The organism is Dyella sp. CR10 (genome assembly GCF_055814425.1).
Map to the genome: position 1 here is coordinate 3,048,246 of NZ_CP185986.1, position 19,994 is coordinate 3,068,239.

Below are 19,994 nucleotides of genomic sequence, written 5' to 3' on the forward strand. Positions count from 1 at the left end.
TTCGCCGCGAAATAAAAAAGCCCGCCAATCGGCGGGCTTTTTTCATGGACCGGGACGTGCGGACATCAATGCGCGCCGCCGGTGAGCTTCAACCCGATGATGCCGGCGAAGATCAGTGCCACGCACAGCAGACGCGCCGGCGTAGCCGGATCGCCGAACAGCACGATGCCCAGAATGACGGCGCCGACGGCGCCGATGCCGGTCCATACCGCGTACGCGGTGCCGATCGGCAGGGTCTTCACCGCCAGCGCGAGCAAGATGATGCTGGCAGTCATCGCTGCCACTGTGCCCACGGTGGGCCACAGGCGGGAAAAGCCTTCGGTGTATTTCAGGCCGATGGCCCAGCCGATCTCGAACAGGCCGGCGAGCAGGAGATAGATCCAGGGCATGACAGACTCCTCGGGAGCCCCCGGCGCACGCCTTGCGCGTGCGGACAGCTCCGACGCAACGGCAGGGTCGTCCCTGCGGAAGAGGATACGAGCGAGGCCGTCCCCGCAAGCCGGCCGCTATGCCGGAGCCGTCTATTCTACCAAGAGGCGCCTGCGGCGCCTGACCCGATATTCAGGTGATGCGGCGTTCCACGTCCTTCAGCTCGCGCCGCACGCGGGCGCTGTTGAAGATGCCGTAGATGCCGATCAGCAGCCACGCCACCTGCATGAAGAAGGCAGAGGCGTTGAAGGCGCCGAACAGCAGCGACAACATCACGCCGACTGCGCCGAGCACATTCATCAGCTGGAATACCAGCCCGTTGCCGTGCAGCTTGCGCGCCTGCAACAGCAGGAAGGCCAGCAGCACCAGCGCCACGCCGATGTAGCCGGCCCAGTCGTGCCACAGGATATTCATCGCTTCGCACTCCTTTGACGCAGGGCCTCGAACAAGACCACGCCGGTGGCGACGGAGACGTTGAGGCTCTCCATCGCGCCGGGCATGGGGATCCTGGCGAGGAAATCGCAGGTCTCGCGCGTGAGGCGGCGCATGCCCTCGCCTTCGCTGCCGAGCACCAGAGCCACCGGCCCTTTCAGATCGATGTCGTAGATCGACGTATCGGTCTCGCCGGCCAGGCCGGTGATCCACACGCCGGCATCCTTGAGCGTGCGCAACGCGCGCGCCAGGTTGGTGGCCGCCACCAGCGGCACGCGATCGGCGCCGCCGGCTGACGCACGCCGCACTACCGGCGTGAGGCCGACGGCACGGTCCTTCGGCACGATCACCGCGGTGACCTTGGCCGCCGCGGCGCTGCGCAGGCAGGCCCCGAGATTGTGCGGATCGGTGACGCCATCGAGCACCAGCACCAGCGCTTCCGGTCCGGCCTGCGCCAGCAGATCGGGCAGGTCGTTCTCGTGTGCCATCGGCGGCGCTTCATAGCGCGCCGCCACGCCCTGGTGGCGTGCTTCGCCAGCGACCTTGTCCAGCTGCTCGCGCGGACGATGGTGCACCGGAATGCGCAGCGCCTTGGCGCGCTCCGCCAGTTCATGCACGCGCGCATTGCGCTGGCCGTTCTCGACCAGCACTTCACGCACGCGTTCGGCGTCGTTGCTCAACGCGCCTTCGACCGGGTTGATCCCGACGATCCAACTCTCGCTCATCGCCTGCCTTTGTTCTTGTCAGACCGGGGCTTGCCGGACGGATGCCCGGACTTGCCTGGTGCAGCACGCTGGCCCTTCGAAGGCTTGGTGCCGCCGGCCGTTTTCGCCTTGACGCCACCGCCCTTGCGGGAGGGGGGCGCCGCATCGCGCGCATTATCGCGTGTCGGCGCCGGATTGCGCCCCTGCGCGCGCGTCGGCCCGGCGGGGAGCTTGGGGAGCGAGTAGCGCTCGCCGGCCTGCGCGTAATCATAGGCACGCCCCGTGCGTGGCGGCGCTGCCGCCTCTTCGCCCCGCTTTATCAGGCGGAAATCGATCTTGCGGTCTTCGAGGCTGGCGCGCAGCACCTGCACGCGCACACGATCGCCCAGGCGGAATTGCGTGCCGGTGCGCTCACCCTTCAGCAGATGGCGGATCGGATCGAAATGGTAATAGTCGTTGGACAGCTGGCTGATGTGCACCAGGCCCGAGACCTTCGACTCGGTCAGCTCCACGAACAAGCCGAACGAGGTGACGCCGGTGACCGTGCCGTCGAACTCGCTGCCGACGTGCTTGGACATCCAGGCACACTTGAAGCGCTCGTCCACGTCGCGCTCGGCCTCTTCGGCACGGCGCTCGCGCTGCGAGCAATGCACCGCCATCGCGGCCATCTGCGCCGGGCTGTACACATAATCGGCCGGCTTGCCGTTTTCCAGCGCATAGCGGATCGCGCGATGCACCAGCAGGTCCGGATAGCGGCGGATCGGCGAGGTGAAATGCGCATAGGCTTCCAGCGCCAGGCCGAAGTGGCCGCGATTGTCCGGCTGGTACGCCGCCAGGCTCTGCGCACGCAGCAGCACGGACTGCACCAGTTCGCGTTCGGGACGATCCTTGACCATGCGCAGCACGTCGGCGAAATCGCCGGGCGTGACCTCGTCCAGCGGCGGCATGCGCAGCTTGAACTCGCGCAGGAACTGCTGCACGTCTTCGTATTTCTCTTCCGGCGGCGGCTCGTGTGCGCGGAACAGCGCGGGAATGCGCTTCTTCTCCAGGAACATCGCCGCCTGCACGTTGGCGGCGATCATGCATTCCTCGATCAGCTTGTGCGCGTCGTTGCGCTCGGTCGCGCCCATCGCCACCACGTCGCCGGTGTTGTCGAGGCGGAACTTCACCTCCGGCGTCTCGAAATCGATCGCGCCACGGCGCCGGCGCTGCGCGGCCAGCAGCTTGTAGAGCTCATGCAGATGCTCCAGCTGCGGCAGTACGTCGGCCAGCTCCTGGCGCGCATCCGGATCTTTCAGGCCGATGGCCTGCCACACGCGGTCGTACGTGCAGCGCGCATGCGAGTACATCACCGCACTGTAGAACTTCGACCGGGTGACATCGCCCTCGGCGCTCACCGTCATGTCGCACACCATGCACAGGCGCTCGACCTTCGGATTGAGCGAGCAGATGCCGTTGGAGAGCGTCTCAGGCAGCATCGGCACGACGAAGCCCGGGAAATAGGTGGACGTGCTGCGCTCGTAAGCCTCGCGGTCCAGCGCACCGCCAACGCGGACGTAGTGCGACACGTCCGCGATCGCCACCACCAGGCGGTAGCCGCCGCCGCGCTTGGGCTCGGCGTAGACCGCATCGTCGAAGTCGCGCGCGTCGGCGCCGTCGATGGTCACCAGCGGCAGCGAACGCAGATCCACCCTGCCCTCGCGTTCCGCGGCGGTCACCTGAGGCTCCACTTCCTCGGCCGCGCGGGTGACTTCCACGGGCCATTCGTGCGGCAGGTCGTAGCTGGCGATCGCCATCTCCACCAGCAGCGAAGGCTCCAGCCGCTCGCCCAGCACGGCCAGCACCACACCCATCGGGCCGCGATGCGGCGTGGGCGGATCGGTGATCTCGGCCACGACGATCTGGCCATTGCGCGCGCCCTGGTCCTGGCCGGGTTTGATCAGGATGTCCTGGTGCAGGCGGCGGTCGTCCGGCGCCACCATGGTCACGCCGTTCTCGGTCACCACGCGACCGACCAGACGCGGCGAACGGCGCTGCAGTACTTCGACGATGGCGCCCTGCTTGCGGCCACGCCGGTCCAGCCCGACCACGCTGGCAAGCACGCGATCGCCGTGCAGCACCTGGCGCATCTGCTGCGGCGAGAGATACAGGTCGTCGCTGCCGTCCTCCGGACGCAGGAAGCCGTAGCCCTCGGCGTTGGCCAGCACCTGGCCGGGAATGAGATCGAGCTTGTTGCTGGGCGCATAGCCGCCGCGGCGGCCGAGCAGCAGCTGCCCATCGCGCACCATGGCGCCCAGGCGCTTGCGCAGCGCGTGCAGTTCGTAGTCGTCGTGGAGCTTCAGGGCCTCGGCGATGCGCGCCTCGGTCAAGAGCTCTCCGCGCTCGGTGAGCAGGGTGAGGATCACCTCACGGCTCGGGATGGGGCGCTCATAGCGCTGCGCTTCGCGCTCGGCATGCGGGTCGAATGGCGCGGCAGCGCCCCGGCCCGGCTTGTCCAGCACGGACCCGCGCTTGCGCGACGCGGGCGACGGCGGAGCGGAAGGCGCCGGGCGGCGGGTCTTGCTATGGCCGGCGGCGGCCGGCTTGTCCTTGTTTTTTCTGGTCACTTATCAGCCTTGATGAGAGCGCCGCCGTCGGTTCGACGCGGCGCGATGAAAAAGCGGTGAAAGAATAGTTGACAACTCTTAGCTCCATCCCTAATCTACGCGGCTCACGCAGCTCGCTTAGCGAAGCGCGGGACACCTGCCCAGGTGGCGGAATTGGTAGACGCACTAGTTTCAGGTACTAGCGGGTAAAACCGTGGAGGTTCGAGTCCTCTCCTGGGCACCAATTGTAGACGAAGCCCGCCGCAAGGCGGGCTTCGTCGTTTCAGGCTCCGCAACTTCCGGTTGGCGCCGGCTCACGATTCGCCGCCGGCGAACGCATTGATGCCGTCCACCAGACGCTTCGCCAGCCGCGGCTGCGCGAACTGCTCCAGCCACCAAGCCAGCGCACGCCCTTCGTGATCGCCTCGCCAGGCGACATAGAGCGTGTTCGGTTCGCGCGGATCGGCGGTGCGCCGCGCCACCAGCTCGCCGCGCTTGAGCAGCGAAGCCACGCGCTGCCGCGGCAGCCAGCCCACGCCGAGACCTTCGCGCTGCGCGAGGATCTTGGCGTGCATGCCCGGCACCGCCAGTACCGACTGGCCGCCCTGCACGCCGTACGCCCGGCCCGGCGAGGAACGCGAGGTGTCGGCCACCACTACCGCGCGATGGGCGAGGATCGCCTCGCGCGCCAGCGGTTCTTTCTCTTTCGCCAGCGGATGCCGCGGCGACACCGCGAACACCCATTCCATCGCCCCGAGTTCGCGCCAGCGCAGATTCGGCATCGATGGCGGTTCGTTGGTCGCGCCCACCACGATGTCGGCCCGGCCGTCGCGCAACGCTTCCCACGTACCGCCCAGCACCTCGTGAGTGATGCGCAGGTTGACGCCCGAGCCCAGCGCATCGAAGGCGCGCACGACCGGCAGCAGCGTGGCGAATTCCAGCAGTTCGTCGGTGACGATCCACAATCGGTCTTCCCAGCCGCTGGCCACCTGCTTCACGCGACGGCTGAGGCGCGACGTCTCCAGCGCCAGGCGCGCCGCCTCCTGCGCGAGCAATTGCCCCGCCGGCGTCAGCTGCAGCCGATAGCGGCGGCGGTCGAACAGCAACGCGTCGAAGCGCGCCTCCAGCTGGCGTGCCGCGTGCGACACCGTGGATGGCGCCTTGCCCAGGCGCGCCGCCGCACGCGACAGGCTGCCGCTTTCGCGGATCGCTTCCAGCAAGGCCAGTTCGTCGTCCGACAGCATGAGCTTTCCCGGATGAAGTCGCGCCGCGATCCTACGGCAAACCTCCTGCCGCGGCTTCTGCCATCCGCCCCGACACGTTCGCCTCCATCGAACGTTCTCGTCGAAAAACCGGCACGGCATTCGCCCACGGCGGGCGCAGCATGCACTCCAGGTCAACAACACTCACCTGGAGACACACCATGAATCGTTTCGCCAACCAGACCGTCCTCGTCACCGGCGGCAACAGCGGCATCGGCCTCGCCGCTGCCAAGGCCTTCGCCGCCGAAGGCGCCCGCGTAATCATTACGGGCCGCGACGCGGCCGCTCTCGACCAGGCCGCCACCGCGATCGGCCCCGGCACGCTGGCCATCCGCAGCGATGCCGGCGACGTCGCCGCGACTCGGCAGCTCGCCGCCGATCTGGCCGCGCGCGCCATCCGCCTCGATGCGGTCTTCGTCAACGCCGGCATCGCCCGCTTCGCATCGTTCGCGCAGGTGCAGGAGCCCTTCTGGGACGAGATGTTCGACATCAACGTCAAGGGCGCGTACTTCCAGATCCAGGCCCTGCTGCCGCTGCTCAACCGCGGCGCCTCCATCGTGCTCAACGGCTCGATCAATGCGCACATCGGCATGCCGGCCTCGTCGGTCTACGCTGCCAGCAAGGCTGCGCTGATCTCGCTGGCCAGGACGCTGTCCGCCGAACTGCTGCCGCAAGGCGTGCGCGTGAACGTGGTCAGCCCCGGCCCGATCGGCACGCCGCTGTACGGCAAGCTGGGTTTGGACGCGGCCACCCTTGAAAGCACCGCCGCGCAGATTCAGAACCAGGTACCGCTGGGTCGCTTCGGCAGCGCCGAAGAACTCGCCTCGACCGTGCTGCATCTGGCTTCACGCGAATCGGCCTTTATCGTCGGCACGGAAATCGTGGTCGACGGCGGCATGAGCCAGCTGTAAGTCGCGTGAGCAGCGTTGCTGAAGTTGGGGTTCGCTGGGCTCACCCGGACCTACGGCGATTCGCCCAGCGTCTTGACGATCAGGTTGATCGCCTCATCGTTGCGGTACACGCGATGCCCGGAAGTGACGGTGGTGGTGGATACCGCGCCGGGCAGAAAGGTGCTTTCCAGCGGCACCACGCCATCGCCGGGCACCAGCTCGCCCGGCAGGCTGCCGGCGATGGTGTAGTAGCGCACGCCCGCCGCCGGCAGCAGCGACCAGGCGGCACGGCTTACCGGCTGGTCGGTGCGCAGCGTGCTGATGCTGCTCAGGCCGCGCTCGCGATAGCTGCGCACCAGATCCGGCTGGAACGCGTCAGGGTTCTCCTTCAACAGGCGCGCGATCGCATCCAGCTCGTTGCCATGAGGTTTCACCACGCGCAGCGCGAGGCGCCCGAAGAAATCCTCGGCCACCGGACTGCCATGATGCGGGGCGGCCAGAAAGAAAGCGGTATCCGCGCCAGGGTATGGCGTGAAGCGAAACAGCCGGCGGATCGTCGCGATGTCCTCCGCATCGCCATGCAACCGTGTCTCCGGCACGAGGAAGGCGGCGTGCCATAACGCGTCGCCGCTGTCGGAAGTGAGCAGCCTGGCGATGATGCCGCCCAGGCTGTGGCCCACCAGCACCAGGTGCGCGCGCGCCGGAGCCTGTCCGGCCGGATCCAGCGCGGCCCAGGCGTCGTCGAGAAATCCGCGCACGCGCAGGCGCGACACCAGCACCGGCGCATTGGTCTGGTACAGCACATGCCACACCTGATAACGCGCACGCAGCGCCGGCGTGCCCTGGATGCGATTGGTCAGGCGCGCCCATACCAGCGGGCTGCCGCCGAGGCCATGCAGCATCACGATGGGGATCTTCTGCGGGTCGTAATCCTCCAGCAGGTACACGCCCTGGCGTTCGCCGATGTCCTTGCCGTTGACGAGCAGATTGCGGAACGCCAGCTGCTTGAGCTGCGAGCTGTCGGCCAGCGAGGCGTAAGGCGCGGTGGTGTCCACCGACAGCACGTATTCGCGCCCGCCGACGGGCAGGCTGCCCTCCTTCAGCGGATCGGCGAACACCAGACGCGGCATGCCGCCATCCGCGTCCGCCTCGACCCATGCCACCGCTGCGCGGGTGATGCCCTCCGGCGGGAACAGGCGGCAGCGCGGCGCCCCTTCGCAGCGCCGCGTGCCAGCCACCAACGCCACGCCGAAACCGTTGGTGGCGAAGCGCTGGCCGAACATCAGGGCAGATACGGGAATGCGATCGGCGCGCACGAACATGGGCGCACCGACCAGATCGGGTGACAAACCGCGCAATTGCACGGCGAGCGGATCACCGCCGATGTCCAGCACGCGGGCCGTCCAGTGCGCGTCCTCGGTGGCCAGCAGGACATCGAGCAGCCGGCCGGTGCATTGGGTGTCCAGTGCGGCGGCCTCGTCCGCCGCCGGGCCGCCCGCCGCGGCGGCACGCCAGGCGCCTGCGGCGCAGCGCAACCAGCCTCGCGCGGCCCGCTCAGGCGAGGTTTGCCGCATGGCGTCCGCGGCCCAGGACTTCGCCGCGGACAGGGTCGCGTCGGGCGCAGGCGCCTGCGGAACCAGTCGACGGATCGACGGGGCGCAAGCCGCCAGGACGCAGGCGAGCGCCAACAATCCCAGCACCCGCCCGAACCACCTGCCCGTCTTGCCGTGCATCACTCGCCCCCGGTCGCTCCTGCCTCGCCGCGCGGATTCAGCCGCGGGCCGGCGGGCCTTTCAGTTCGATCATGTTGCCCTGCGGATCGTACAGATACAGCGAGGGCCCCTCGCCTTCCGCGCCATAGCGGGATCCCGTCTCGCCGACGCGTACGCCATGCGCTTCCAGGTGAGCTCGGATGGCGACCTCGTCGTAGCCCTCTACCGCCAGGCAGAGATGATCGACGTTGTGCCCTTCCTTGCCCGGCGCGGCACCGCCCAGGCGGCCCAGCTTGCTGTCGATGCCGACCAGGTCGATCAGCGAGGCGCCGGCGCGCAGCTGCACCAGCCCGATGTCGTCCTGCCGCCGCTCCACCGTGCAGCCGAGTACCCGGCAATAAAAGTCCTCCAGCGCGACCGGATCGATGGCGCGCAGCACGATGTGGTCGAGCTGGCGCAGGCGGAACGGGGGACGGGACATGGCGCACTCTTTCAGGGGAAAACAGGCCATACACGCTACGCCGCCCGGGCATCTGACGGAAATGCAAGTTTTCGATGGCGGCAAAGGGCCCGGCCATGAATGCCGGCGGCGTCGCAGCGGTGGCGAGCCGGGTACCACGACCGCCCATCACGGGGCCGAGGCCGTATAATCGGCGTCTTGGCGCGGTGGGAGAAGCGGACGCGTCCGCTGCCGAAGGCGCAACGCCCGTAATCGCTCAGGCTCCCATACCACCGCCGCTTGCGGAACAACTCTGGAGAGACCGGTTCAATCCGGCGCCGAAGGGGCACGAGGCGGTTTTCCCGCTTCCAAACTCTCAGGCAAAAGGACAGAGGGGCGCCCCACGTGCGGCACGCACGTGTCCAGCCTTTGCCGGCTATTTACGGACGCCCGTCATGACCCAGAACGCCTCCCCCACCCTGCGCGACCTCGAGCACCACCACGCCTTCATCGAGCGCCACATCGGCCCCAACGACGCCGAGATCGCGCACATGCTGCGCACCGTCGGCCACGACTCGCTGGAAGCGATGACCGACGCCATCGTGCCGGGCCAGATCAAGTCGGCCGCGCCGCTGGCGCTGCCCCAGGCCATGACCGAGGTGGATGCGCTGGCGAAGATCCGCGCCATCGCCGACAAGAACAAGGTGTTCAAGAGCTTCATCGGCCAGGGCTACTACGGCACCCACACGCCCAACGTCATCCTGCGCAACATCCTGGAGAACCCGGCGTGGTACACGGCCTACACGCCGTACCAGGCGGAGATCTCGCAGGGCCGCATGGAAGCGCTGATCAACTTCCAGACCATGGTGGCCGACCTCACCGGGATGGACATCTCCAACGCCTCGCTGCTGGACGAAGCCACCGCCGCAGGCGAAGCGATGACGCTGGCCAAGCGCTCGGCCAAATCCAAGAGCGAAGTGTTCTTCGTCGCCGACGACGTGCACCCGCAGACGCTGGAAGTGCTGCGCACGCGCGCCGACGGCGTGGGCATCACCGTGCAGGTGGGCCCGGCCGCTGACGCCGCCACGGTCGACAGCTTCGGCGTGCTGCTGCAGTACCCCAACACCTACGGCACCATCCGCGATTACCGCGATGTCGCCGAAGCTGTCCATGCGCGCGGTGCGCTGGTCGCGGTCGCCACCGACCTGCTGGCGCTCACCCTGATCGCTTCGCCGGGCAGCTGGGGCGCGGACATCGTGATCGGCAACAGCCAGCGCTTCGGCGTGCCGTTCGGTTTCGGCGGCCCGCATGCCGCGTACCTGGCCTGCCGCGATGCCTACAAGCGCTCCATGCCGGGCCGCCTGATCGGCGTGTCTGTCGATGCCGAAGGCAAGCCGGCCTACCGCCTCACCCTGCAGACGCGCGAGCAGCACATCCGCCGCGAGAAGGCCACGTCCAACATCTGCACCGCACAGGTGCTGCTGGCGGTGATGGCCAGCATGTACGCCGTCTACCACGGCCCGGACGGCCTGCAGCGCATCGCGCGCCGCACGCACCGCCTCGCCGCGATCCTGGCCGGCGCGCTGCGCAAGGCCGGCCTCGAGGTCGGCGGCGATTTCTTCGACACGCTGCGCATCACCGGCGTCGACGCCGACGCGATCCACGACAAGGCCGCGGCCAGAGGCCTCAACCTGCGCCAGATTCACGGCCAGTGCGTAGGCATCAGCCTGGACGAAACCACCACCCGCGCCGATCTCCTGGCGCTGGCCAACTTGTTCGGCGCCGAACTCGACAACATCGACGAGCTGGACGCCGCCACGCCGGACGCGCTGCCCGCCGCGCTGCTGCGCCAGGATGCGTTCCTGCAGCACCCGGTGTTCAACACGCACCACAGTGAACACGAGCTGCTGCGCTACATGCGCTCGCTGGCCGACAAGGATCTGGCGATGGATCGCACCATGATCCCGCTCGGCTCCTGCACCATGAAGCTCAACGCCACCGCCGAGATGATTCCGGTGACGTGGCCGGAGTTCGCCAACATCCATCCGCTCGCTCCGGCCGACCAGGCGCTGGGCTACAAGCAGCTGATCGATGAACTGGAAGCGATGCTGGTGGAGTGCACCGGCTACGACGCCGTCAGCCTGCAGCCGAACTCCGGCGCGCAGGGCGAGTACGCCGGCCTGCTGGCGATCCGCGCCTACCACCGCTCGCGCGGCGAGAGCCACCGCGACGTCTGCCTGATTCCCGAATCCGCGCACGGCACCAACCCGGCCTCCGCGCAGATGTGCGGCATGACCGTCGTGGTCACCAAGTGCGACGCCAACGGCAACGTGGATCTGGAAGACATCCGCGCCAAGGCCGAGAAGTACAGCGACCGCCTGGCCGCGCTGATGATCACCTACCCCTCCACGCATGGCGTGTTCGAGGAAGACGTCGTCGCCATCTGCGACATCGTGCATAAGCATGGCGGTCAGGTGTACACCGACGGCGCCAACATGAACGCACTGGTCGGCCTGGCGAAGCCGGGCAAGTGGGGGTCGGACGTCTCGCACCTCAATCTGCACAAGACCTTCTGCATTCCGCATGGCGGCGGCGGTCCTGGCGTAGGCCCGTGCGCAGTGAAGTCGCACTTGGCGCCGTTCCTGCCGCGCACGTTCGGCGGCGAAGGCTCGGTGGGCATGGTCTCGGCAGCGAGCTTCGGCTCCGCGTCGATCCTGCCGATCAGCTGGATGTACATCACCATGATGGGCCAGCAGGGCCTGCGCAAGGCGACCCAGGTGGCGCTGCTCAACGCCAACTACATCGCCAAGCGCCTGGCATCGCACTACGAGACGCTCTACACCGGCCGCAACGGCCTGGTGGCGCATGAGTGCATCCTGGACCTGCGACCGCTCAAGGACGCCACCGGCGTCAGCGCCGAGGACGTAGCCAAGCGCCTGATCGACTTCGGCTTCCACGCGCCGACGCTGAGCTTCCCCGTCGCCGGCACGCTGATGGTCGAACCGACCGAGAGCGAATCGCAGCACGAGCTGGACCGTTTCATCGACGCGATGATCCAGATCCGCGAGGAAATCCGCGCGATCGAGGACGGCCGCCTGGATCGCGAGGACAACCCGCTCAAGCACGCCCCGCACACCGCCAACGCGGTGGTCGGCAGCGAGTGGACCCACGCCTATCCGCGCGAACTGGCCGTGTTTCCGCTGCCCAGCCTGCGCCTGCAGAAGTATTGGCCCCCGGTGGCGCGCGTGGACAACGTCTACGGCGACAAGAACGTGATGTGCGCGTGCATCCCGGTGGATGCGTACAAGGAAGAGGCCGAGGCGTAAGTCTCCATCGCCTTTCGCGATACGACAGGCCCCGCTTCGGCGGGGCCTGTTCGTTCTGGGCGACGCAGTTCACGGGAATGACCTTCGGGACATTGTCAGCACGAGGGTCGGCTGGTCTGATCGCCAACCGTAGGTTGGAGTCCATTGCACTCACCCCGACCGGCGCCGATCGCGCCGCAGCCACAGGGAGCCACCATGTCGCACCCGCCCGCTCGTTCGCTCGTCCTCGTCGCCGCTCTCCTCTGCGCACCGTTGTCCGCCTTCGCCCAGGCTGCGCCTGCCGAGCAAGGCAGCTTCGTCCTGCACAAGTTCGCCCGGGCGATCGGCAAGGAGACCTATACGATCGCCAGCGACAAGGACCGGCTGATCCTGCGCTCGGATTTCAGCTTCAAGGATCGCGGCACCGACGTGCCGCTGAAGACCGAGTTCACCGCCATCGATGACGCGCATCCGCTGACGCTCAAGAGCGAAGGCCGCTCGTCGCGCCAGTCGCCCATGCATGACAGCTTCACGCTGGATCCGAAGGCGCGCCGCGTCACGCTGGTGCGCGACGGCAAGACCACCGAGCATGCGGCGACCGATACCACTTTCCTGGTCGACGGCTACTCGCCGGTGGCCATGCAGCAGATGCTGCTGCGCTACTGGCTGGCCAAGGGCAAGCCGGAGCGCATCGCAGTGCCGCCGGATGGCGATGTACGGATCCAGCCGGCCGGCGATCTGGAGATCCAGGTCGATGGCAAGCCGATGACGTTACATGGCTATGTGATCAGCGGCCTGGTCTGGGGCAACGAGACGGCCTGGCTTGACGACCAGCAGAAGCTCGCCGCCGTGGTCACCACCGACAGCGAGTTCGATCATTTCGAAGCCGTGCGCGAAAACTACGAGTCCGCGCTGCCGACCTTCATCCAGCACGCGGCGGCCAACAACCTCGACGCACTGGCCAGGATCACCGAGAAAGCCAAACGTCCGCCGTCGAAGAAACTCGTGGTCACCCACGTCACGCTGATCGATGGCACCGGTGCTGCCCCTGTGCGCAACGCTTCGATCTACGTGGAAGACGGCCGCATCGCACGCATCGACACGAGCGGCGCATCGCCCAAGTCGGAACCCGGACTGGACGTGCTCGACGGCAGCGGCAAGTTCCTCATCCCCGGCTTGTGGGACATGCATGCGCACTACGAGCAGGTGGAATGGGGGCCGATCTATCTGGCGTCCGGCATTACGAGCGTGCGCGATTGCGGCAACGAGTTCGATTACATCACCACCGTGCGCGACGCCATCCAGGCCGGCCGCGGCATCGGCCCGCGCTTGCTGGTGGCGGGCATCGTCGATGGCAACGGGCCGATCGCGCTGGGCGCCATCACCGCCGATACACCCGAAGAAGCCCGCGCGGTAGTGCACCGCTACAAAGACGCTGGCGCAGTGCAGATCAAGATCTACAGCAGCATGAAGCCCGCGCTGGTGCCGGTGATCACCGAAGAAGCGCACAAGCTGGGGCTCACCGTCACCGGCCATGTGCCGGAGGGCATGACGACCCGACAGGCGGTAGAGGCGGGCTACGACGGCGTCAACCACATCCATTTCGTCGCACGCGACTTGCTCGGGATGAAGCGCGGACAGCCGCTGCCGCCGCTGAACTTCAAGACGCCCGAGGCGCGCCAGCAGCTGGCCCTGTTCAAGGAACATCACACGGTGTTCGACGACACCATCGCGCTGTTCGAACTGTTCTCCAATCCGACCACCAAGCCGCTGCGCGCCATCGAGCCCGGCATCGATCATGTCGCCACGCCGCTGGCGCCCGCCCTCAATGCCATGGGCACGCCACCGGATCACGCCGAAGAAGCGACCAGGCGCTACGAGTACATGCTCGCCACCCTGCGCGAACTGCATCGCCAGGGCCTGACCATCGTAGCCGGCACCGACCAGGGCATCCCGGGTTATACGTTGCACCGCGAGCTGGAGATATACGTGCAGGCCGGCTTCACGCCGATGGAGGCGTTGCAGGCTGCGACCAGCGTGCCGGCGAAGGTACTCGGCCTGGACAAGGAGGTCGGCACCGTGCAGGTGGGTAAGCGCGCGGACATGTTGCTGCTCGATGGCGATCCGCTGGCCGACATCCGCAATACGCGGCGCGTCGCCAAGACCATCGCCGCCGGCAGCGTCTACGACCCGGCGCCGCTGTGGGAGTCGGTCGGCTTCAGGCCTTGATGTGGACGGGGCGTGAGCCGCAGGCTAGGCCGGCGTTTTCGCAAAACCCTGTCGGCGCTTGGCCGCAGGCTTACCCTGCTCCATGCCGTGAGGATGATCTCCATGCGCAAGACCCTGCTCTTCCTGCTCGCCACGCTCCTTCTCGCGCCGTGCGCGCGGGCCGACGACGAAAGCGACGCGATCCGCGGCGTCCTCGCCGCCCAGCAGGCCGCCTGGAACCGCGGCGACATCGACAGTTTCGTGCAGCCCTATAAGGATTCGCCGGACACTACCTTCATCGGCGCCACCATCCGCCACGGCTACGCACGCATCCTGGAAAGCTACAAGAAGAACTACGCCGGAAAGGCGCAGATGGGCACGCTGACCTATGCCGACATCGACGTACGGCTGCTGCCCTGCGCCGATGGGCAGGCGCATTACGCGGCGGTCACCGGCCGCTTTCACCTGGACCGCACCGCGCACGGCGCGGCCGCCAAGGACGATGGCGTGTTTTCGTTGCTGTGGGAGAAGACGTCCGATGGATGGAAGATCGTCCTCGATCACAGCTCTTGAGGGCTTGGCGAAGCGCCGCATGATGTTGCGTGGCCGCTTCACCGCTTCATAGGCCCCCTCACCCAAACTCCCTCTCTCCGGAAAAAAAGAGGCCCGCTTGCGCGGGCCTCGAAACTCAAACCACCATCGCAACACTCACGCGCCGTGCGTCTTCAGCCAGGCATCGATCGCCGGCATGCGCTCGTTCTTCACCTTGATGCGGTACTCGATGTTGGCCACCGCCGTATCCGCGTCGCGGCGCGAACCGGCCGCCAGATATTTCTCGGCATACGCCTTCACCTTGCCGACCATCGCCGGATCCAGCGAACGCGACGCCAGCTGCGGGTAGTAGCGGCTGCTCGCGCTCGAATCCACCTTCTTGTCCACCTCGGCCTTGTGCGCCACGGCGAAGTCGAAGGCCAGTTCCGGATGCTGGCTGGACACGGCACCGATCATGCTGGCGCTGTTGGTCGCGCCCGGCTCGTCGGTGAGGGCCAGGTCCAGCGCCTTCTGCGCCAGCGGCTTGTCGCGCGAGATCGACAGCATCGTGTACAGCTGGTCCTTTACCATCGGCGTCTTCTCAGACTTCGCCATCGCGTGCAGGCGTTCCCAGGTCGCCGCGTCTGCGTTGCGGGCCACCACGCCGAGGATGGTACGGCGCAGGGCCGCCGGCATGGCCTTGGGATCCTTGTCCTGCGCGTCGAAGCGGCGCTGCGCTTCCTTCAGCACGGCCGGATCGCCGAGATTGCCGAGCGTGCCGATCAACTCCATGCGCAGGATCTTCACCGGATCGGCTTCGCCTTCCTTCGGCTCCCAACCCACGCGCGCGAAGACCGGCGCGAGCTTGGCGATGGCGAACTTGCGGAACGCCGTCTGGCGCGCCGCGTCACCCTGGTAGTAGCTGTCCAGCGAGCTGAGGTCACCGGAGATATCACCCCAGATCTGCGAGTCGGCGTCCACCGGCGTGGCCTGCACCAGGTCCAGGAAATCCGACGACGGACGCTGGCCCGCCATGCCCAGCGCCCAGGTATCGCCGAGCATGCCGAGCTGATCGATCGGCTGCAGCTTGCCGAAATTGTCCTTCAGCGCGGCGAACTGCTCGGCGCCGTACAGCGTGCGGTAGTAACCGCTCTGGCCGGCGTTGACCACCACCGGGCCGCAGCCCGGTACCTCAAGCGAAGCCTTTCCGCCGGTCACCAGCGTGCGCGCCGGAGCGCCGCCCAGTGTCTGCGCGATCACCGGCACGCGCCAGGACAGCGGCTTCTTGTCCGGGCGGTCGCGGGTGAATTCGCCCTGGCTCAGCTTCAGCGTGGTCTTGCCGCCGGCGCAGGTGGCGGAATCTACCGTGATCAGCGGGATGCCCGGCTGCAGCGTGAAGTCGTGCGCGACATCGGCGATCGGCTTCTTCGACGCCGTCTCCACCGCGCGCCACAGATCGTCGGACACCGTGTTGCCGTAGGCGTGCTGCTTCATGTACAGGCGCACGCCGTCGCGCCAGGCATCGGCGCCGACATAGCCTTCCAGCATGCCGATCACCGCCTGGCCCTTCGAATAGGTGATGGAGTCGAAAGCCTGGCTGGCCTGCTCCACCGTCTCCACGTGCTGCACGATCGGATGCGTGGTGGCGATGGCGTCGCGACCCATCGCGCCTTCGCGCACGTTCACCTGTTCCAGCCGGGTGTTCCATTCCGGATGCAGCTTTTCGGTAGTGCGGCCTTCCATCCACGAGGCGAAGCCCTCGTTGAGCCACAGGTCATCCCACCAGCGCATGGTCACCAGGTCGCCGAACCACTGGTGCGCCATCTCGTGCGCCTGCACGGAGAACACGTTTTGCTTGTCGGCCTGGGTGGAGATGGTCGGGTCCAGCAGCAATACGTATTCGAAGGTGTAGATCGCGCCCCAGTTCTCCATCGCGCCGAAGAACTGGCTGCGGCCGGGCGAGGCGATGTTGTCCAGCTTGGGCAGCGGGTACGGCGTGCCGAAATAGTCGTTGTACTCGGCCAGGATGGTCTTGGCCGAATCCAGCGCGAAGTTCGCCTGCGAGAGCATGCCCTTCTGCGTGACCACGCCCACTTCGGTCTTGCCGGCCATCGCGGTGGCGCGCTCGAAATCGCCCAGGCCGAAGAACAGCAGATAGGTCGACATCTTCGGCGACGGCTGGAACTCCACCTTGACCAGCCCATTGCCGGCATCGCTCTTCTTCGCCACCGGCATGTTGCTCACCGCCATCTCGCTGGCCGGCACCGTGGCGGTCAGGTTGAAGGTGGCCTTGTAGTTCGGTTCGTCCCAGGACGGAATGAAACGGCGCGCGTCGGAGTTCTCGAACTGCGTGTACAGCGCACGCTTCTTGCCGGCCTTGGTGTCGTAATCGATCGCGAACAAGCCGTTGGCCTGGGTGCCGATCTTGCCCGTATAGGTCATGGACAACGTATAGCTGCCCTTCGCCAGCGGCTTGTCGAAGCTGAAGGTGGCTGTCTGCTTGTCATGGTCCACGCTCACCTTCGCCGGCATCGCCTTGCCGCTTGCCGGCGCCAGGGTGACTTCGGAGAAGCTCATGTCCAGCGCGTTGAGCGTGATGCTGCTGGTCGTCTCCAGCACGTCGACCTTGATGGCGACCTTGCCGTCGAAGGCCAGCGCGTCCGCATGCGGCGTCACCGCAACGTCGTAGTGCACGGGACGCACGCTGCGCGGCAGCTGGGTGGTGGCCTGCTCGGCGACGTGCTTGGTTGCCGGTACGGCGGCAACGGCGCTCATGGAAGCGCTCGCGAGCGCCAGGACGATCGCGGAAACCAGGGTGGAACGGCGCATGTCAGCTCCTTGGGGGAAACGAGGGATCCGGCGGGGCCGGAGAATGCTTGGGAAGGCAGCCGGCGGGCTCCCCTTGCCGGCGTCTCCTCTGATGGTCGCCGGCTCCGCCAACCCGCGGCACGGCCCGGAAGTCATGCCGGCCATGCCGCGATGCGGCATGCAACGAAACGCGTCGATGAAAAGAAAGCGCAGCCAGCCACGCTCAAAATGCTTAGCCAGCGATTTGGATCGTTCCACCGTAAAAAGGCCTTCGTGATCCGCCTCCCATTTTCCGAGACGTAATTAATTGCCTTGGAGATCGATTACCGGCAAAACCCTCTGCACGCGCCTTTCACTCATCGCGCAAGCTTGGCGAAATCCTCAAAAAGCCGGGCTTTCGCGAGCCGCACGGACGTTGATGCAAGCCCGCAATGAAAATCGCTTCGGGAATTATTCTCAGCGCAAGAAAGCGGCGTTATTTATTGCGCCCATTCAACCACATTAATTAATGCCCAACGATTTTCCCGCCACGCCCTAAAAATCCAATTGACCAGGATCGCCCCGATATTTATATCGTCGTCAATTCGCCAATCCGGGGAGGGGTTGACGAATGTCCCGGAGGGAGGCGCCGCATGGGCACGCGTCGCCGCCAACTGCTACCAGGGGAGGCAGTCCGGGATTCGCGGGGAGCATCGAAAACCGTGACCGGCGCAAGCCGGGTGAAGCAATTCGTGCATGGGGTCCGCGCGGCCGCATCGGGCGCGCTTGTCCCCGAAAACCTCAACTGGGGAGTTTCTTACTCATGAAAGCACGTTCCATCGCGGTGACAGCCATGACCGCGCTGCTCGCTCTCGCGGGCAGCGCGATCGCCGCCGGCGGCAACCAGACCGCCGGCGCCAACTCAACCGATTCAAGCGGGGCTAACCCCTATGCCCCGAACTACGGACACGCCTATCGCCACGGCGCCGTACCCACACGCGAAGCGCATAGCCGCATGCAGCAGTGGAATGCCCTGCACGCGGCGACCACGGCGGCCACCGGCACCGAAACGCTCAGCTATGGCGGCGGCATCGACGGCATCGGCGTCACCAGCGGCACGCCCAAGGTGTACATCGTGGTGTACGGCAGCCAGTGGGGCACCGCCGGCACGGACGCCAGCGGCAACATGACGCTGACCGGCGATACGGTGGGCGCCGTGCCGTACCTCGAGAAGATGTTCAAAGGCCTGGGCACCGGCGGCGAGCTGTGGTCCGGCGTGATGACGCAGTACTGCGATGGCTCCAGCGTGGCCTCGGGCGCTACATCCTGTCCGTCGGGCGCGCCGTTGATCGGCTACCCGACCGGCGGTGCCTTCGCCGGCATCTGGTACGACAACTCGGTCGCCTCGCCGAGCAATGCCACCGCCGCTCAGCTGGCGCAGGAAGCGGTCAATGCCGCGGCGCATTTCGGCAATACCTCGGCCGCGTCCAACCGCTATGCGCAGTACGTGATCCTGTCGCCCACCGGCACGCACCCGGACGGTTTCAACACCTCCAGCGGCCAGTTCTGCGCCTGGCATGACTACAACACCGACGCGGGCGTCAGCTCTCCCTACGGCGATATCGCCTTCACCAACATGCCGTATGTCTACGACATGGGCAGCAGCTGCGGACAGAACTACGTCAACAGCGGCAGCACCGGCAACCTCGACGGCTTCTCCATCGTCAATGGCCATGAGTACGCCGAGACCGTGACCGACCAGAACCCGGCCGGCGGCTGGACCAACCACACCGGCTCCAGCTACAACGGCCAGGAGAACGGCGACGAATGCGCATGGCTGAGCTCCGGCCAGGGCGCCAGCGCCAACGTGACCATGGGCAACGGCACATATGCCATGCAAAGCACCTGGTCCAATGACACCAACCGCTGCGACATCTCGCATCCGATCGTCAGCGGAGGCGGCGGTGGCGGCGGTACGCCCACGGCCAACTTCAGCTTCACCACCAGTGGCCTGACTGCCAACTTCACCGACAGCTCCACCGACAGCGGTGGCACCATCTCCTCGCACTCGTGGACCTTCGGCGACAACGGCACCTCCACCGCCACCAATCCGAGCCACACCTACGCGACCGGCGGCACCTACACGGTGACCGAGACGGTGACCGACAGCGTCAGCGGCAAGACCAGCTCCAAGAGCGCCTCGGTGACGGTGTCCAGCGGCGGTGGCGGCGGCAGCCAGCTGATCGTCAACCCGGGCTTCGAGACCGGCACGGCCACGCCGTGGTCGATGAGCTCCGGCGTGCTGTGCAGCAACAGCGGCTGCAGCGGTGAAACGGCGCATGGCGGCAGCTGGTTCGCCTGGATGGACGGTTACGGCAGCAGCCATACCGACACCGTCTCGCAGAGCGTGGCCATTCCCAGCGGCAAGACCAGCGCGACGCTGACGTTCTACCTGCACATCGACACGGCCGAGACCACCACCACGACCGCGTACGACAAGCTCAACGTGCAGGTGCTCAACAGCAGCGGCACGGTGCTCAAGACGCTGGCGACGTACTCCAACCTCAATGCGGGGTCGGGCTACGCGCAGAAGTCGTTCGACCTGAGCGCCTACATCGGCCAGACCGTGACCATCAAGTTCACGGGCACCGAGGACAGCTCGCTGCAGACCTCGTTCGTGCTGGATGATGTGAACCTCAACGTGCAGTGA

The 19,994-nt window shown here is 66.8% G+C and carries 13 protein-coding genes, 1 tRNA gene and 2 riboswitches; of the genes, 6 read left to right on the forward strand and 8 right to left on the reverse strand.

The genetic code is table 11. The features are described from left to right. Positions 1-65 precede the first annotated feature (65 nt). From sugE to rnr, 4 genes are all read right to left on the reverse strand, one after another. Positions 66-389, reverse strand: coding sequence for a quaternary ammonium compound efflux SMR transporter SugE (gene sugE, locus ACNR9O_RS13685; protein ID WP_473687960.1), 324 nt, complete (start codon positions 387-389; stop codon positions 66-68). A 172-nt stretch (positions 390-561) separates the two neighbouring features. After that, positions 562-843, reverse strand: a complete 282-nt coding sequence (locus ACNR9O_RS13690) for a CBU_0592 family membrane protein (RefSeq protein WP_473687958.1) — start codon at positions 841-843, stop codon at positions 562-564. Then, complete coding sequence (gene rlmB / locus ACNR9O_RS13695) at positions 840-1,586, reverse strand: 23S rRNA (guanosine(2251)-2'-O)-methyltransferase RlmB (RefSeq protein WP_473687956.1); 747 nt, start codon at positions 1,584-1,586, stop codon at positions 840-842. The genes ACNR9O_RS13690 and rlmB overlap by 4 nt, the downstream gene beginning before the upstream one ends. Continuing rightward, the gene (rnr, locus tag ACNR9O_RS13700; RefSeq protein WP_473687954.1) at positions 1,583-4,171 is read right to left on the reverse strand and encodes a ribonuclease R; all 2,589 of its coding nucleotides are present in this window, start codon (positions 4,169-4,171) and stop codon (positions 1,583-1,585) included. The genes rlmB and rnr overlap by 4 nt, the downstream gene beginning before the upstream one ends. A gap of 138 nt (positions 4,172-4,309) precedes the next feature. On the opposite strand from rnr, the gene ACNR9O_RS13705 reads away from it, so the two are divergent. Next, a tRNA-Leu gene (locus ACNR9O_RS13705) sits at positions 4,310-4,394 on the forward strand. Positions 4,395-4,464: 70 nt separating this feature from the next. On the opposite strand, the gene ACNR9O_RS13710 is transcribed toward ACNR9O_RS13705, so the two are convergent. Then, positions 4,465-5,394 carry a LysR family transcriptional regulator gene (locus tag ACNR9O_RS13710; protein ID WP_473687951.1) on the reverse strand — a complete coding sequence of 310 codons (930 nt, stop codon included), beginning with the start codon at positions 5,392-5,394 and terminating at the stop codon, positions 4,465-4,467. Positions 5,395-5,573: 179 nt separating this feature from the next. Here ACNR9O_RS13710 and ACNR9O_RS13715 point away from each other — a divergent pair, with 179 nt between their 5' ends. Continuing rightward, entirely contained in the window at positions 5,574-6,323 is a 750-nt protein-coding gene (locus ACNR9O_RS13715; protein ID WP_473687949.1) for an SDR family oxidoreductase, read from the forward strand. 50 nt (positions 6,324-6,373) lie between these two features. Here ACNR9O_RS13715 and ACNR9O_RS13720 read toward each other — a convergent pair whose 3' ends face one another. Together ACNR9O_RS13720 and ACNR9O_RS13725 are read right to left on the reverse strand one after the other, a co-directional pair. Continuing rightward, positions 6,374-8,035: a lipase family alpha/beta hydrolase gene (locus tag ACNR9O_RS13720; protein ID WP_473687947.1), complete on the reverse strand. Its 1,662-nt coding sequence runs from the start codon at positions 8,033-8,035 to the stop codon at positions 6,374-6,376. A gap of 37 nt (positions 8,036-8,072) precedes the next feature. Beyond that, complete coding sequence (locus ACNR9O_RS13725) at positions 8,073-8,495, reverse strand: VOC family protein (RefSeq protein WP_473687945.1); 423 nt, start codon at positions 8,493-8,495, stop codon at positions 8,073-8,075. Between the two features lie 176 nt (positions 8,496-8,671). Next, positions 8,672-8,756, forward strand: a riboswitch (glycine riboswitch). Then, positions 8,757-8,855, forward strand: a riboswitch (glycine riboswitch). Between the two features lie 53 nt (positions 8,856-8,908). Between ACNR9O_RS13725 and gcvP the strand changes: the two genes are divergently transcribed. From gcvP to ACNR9O_RS13740, 3 genes are all read left to right on the forward strand, one after another. Continuing rightward, entirely contained in the window at positions 8,909-11,779 is a 2,871-nt protein-coding gene (gcvP, locus tag ACNR9O_RS13730) for an aminomethyl-transferring glycine dehydrogenase (RefSeq protein WP_473687943.1), read from the forward strand. Positions 11,780-11,974: 195 nt separating this feature from the next. Next, positions 11,975-13,987, forward strand: a complete 2,013-nt coding sequence (locus ACNR9O_RS13735) for an amidohydrolase family protein (protein ID WP_473687941.1) — start codon at positions 11,975-11,977, stop codon at positions 13,985-13,987. 102 nt (positions 13,988-14,089) lie between these two features. Next, complete coding sequence (locus ACNR9O_RS13740; protein WP_473687939.1) at positions 14,090-14,539, forward strand: YybH family protein; 450 nt, start codon at positions 14,090-14,092, stop codon at positions 14,537-14,539. A gap of 135 nt (positions 14,540-14,674) precedes the next feature. Here the strand turns inward: ACNR9O_RS13740 and ACNR9O_RS13745 are convergent, their stop codons facing one another. Further along, the gene (locus ACNR9O_RS13745) at positions 14,675-17,326 is read right to left on the reverse strand and encodes a M1 family metallopeptidase (RefSeq protein ID WP_473687937.1); all 2,652 of its coding nucleotides are present in this window, start codon (positions 17,324-17,326) and stop codon (positions 14,675-14,677) included. A 781-nt stretch (positions 17,327-18,107) separates the two neighbouring features. On the opposite strand from ACNR9O_RS13745, the gene ACNR9O_RS13750 reads away from it, so the two are divergent. Then, complete coding sequence (locus ACNR9O_RS13750; RefSeq protein ID WP_473687935.1) at positions 18,108-19,994, forward strand: PKD domain-containing protein; 1,887 nt, start codon at positions 18,108-18,110, stop codon at positions 19,992-19,994.

Coding starts and splice junctions, on each gene's coding strand:
- sugE (WP_473687960.1), bottom strand. CDS start 389: ATGCCCTGGATCTATCTCCTGCTCGCCGGCCTGTTCGAGATCGGCTGG.
- ACNR9O_RS13690 (WP_473687958.1), bottom strand. CDS start 843: ATGAATATCCTGTGGCACGACTGGGCCGGCTACATCGGCGTGGCGCTG.
- rlmB (WP_473687956.1), bottom strand. CDS start 1,586: ATGAGCGAGAGTTGGATCGTCGGGATCAACCCGGTCGAAGGCGCGTTG.
- ACNR9O_RS13710 (WP_473687951.1), bottom strand. CDS start 5,394: ATGCTGTCGGACGACGAACTGGCCTTGCTGGAAGCGATCCGCGAAAGC.
- ACNR9O_RS13715 (WP_473687949.1), top strand. CDS start 5,574: ATGAATCGTTTCGCCAACCAGACCGTCCTCGTCACCGGCGGCAACAGC.
- ACNR9O_RS13720 (WP_473687947.1), bottom strand. CDS start 8,035: ATGCACGGCAAGACGGGCAGGTGGTTCGGGCGGGTGCTGGGATTGTTG.
- ACNR9O_RS13725 (WP_473687945.1), bottom strand. CDS start 8,495: ATGTCCCGTCCCCCGTTCCGCCTGCGCCAGCTCGACCACATCGTGCTG.
- gcvP (WP_473687943.1), top strand. CDS start 8,909: ATGACCCAGAACGCCTCCCCCACCCTGCGCGACCTCGAGCACCACCAC.
- ACNR9O_RS13735 (WP_473687941.1), top strand. CDS start 11,975: ATGTCGCACCCGCCCGCTCGTTCGCTCGTCCTCGTCGCCGCTCTCCTC.
- ACNR9O_RS13740 (WP_473687939.1), top strand. CDS start 14,090: ATGCGCAAGACCCTGCTCTTCCTGCTCGCCACGCTCCTTCTCGCGCCG.
- ACNR9O_RS13745 (WP_473687937.1), bottom strand. CDS start 17,326: ATGCGCCGTTCCACCCTGGTTTCCGCGATCGTCCTGGCGCTCGCGAGC.
- ACNR9O_RS13750 (WP_473687935.1), top strand. CDS start 18,108: ATGAAAGCACGTTCCATCGCGGTGACAGCCATGACCGCGCTGCTCGCT.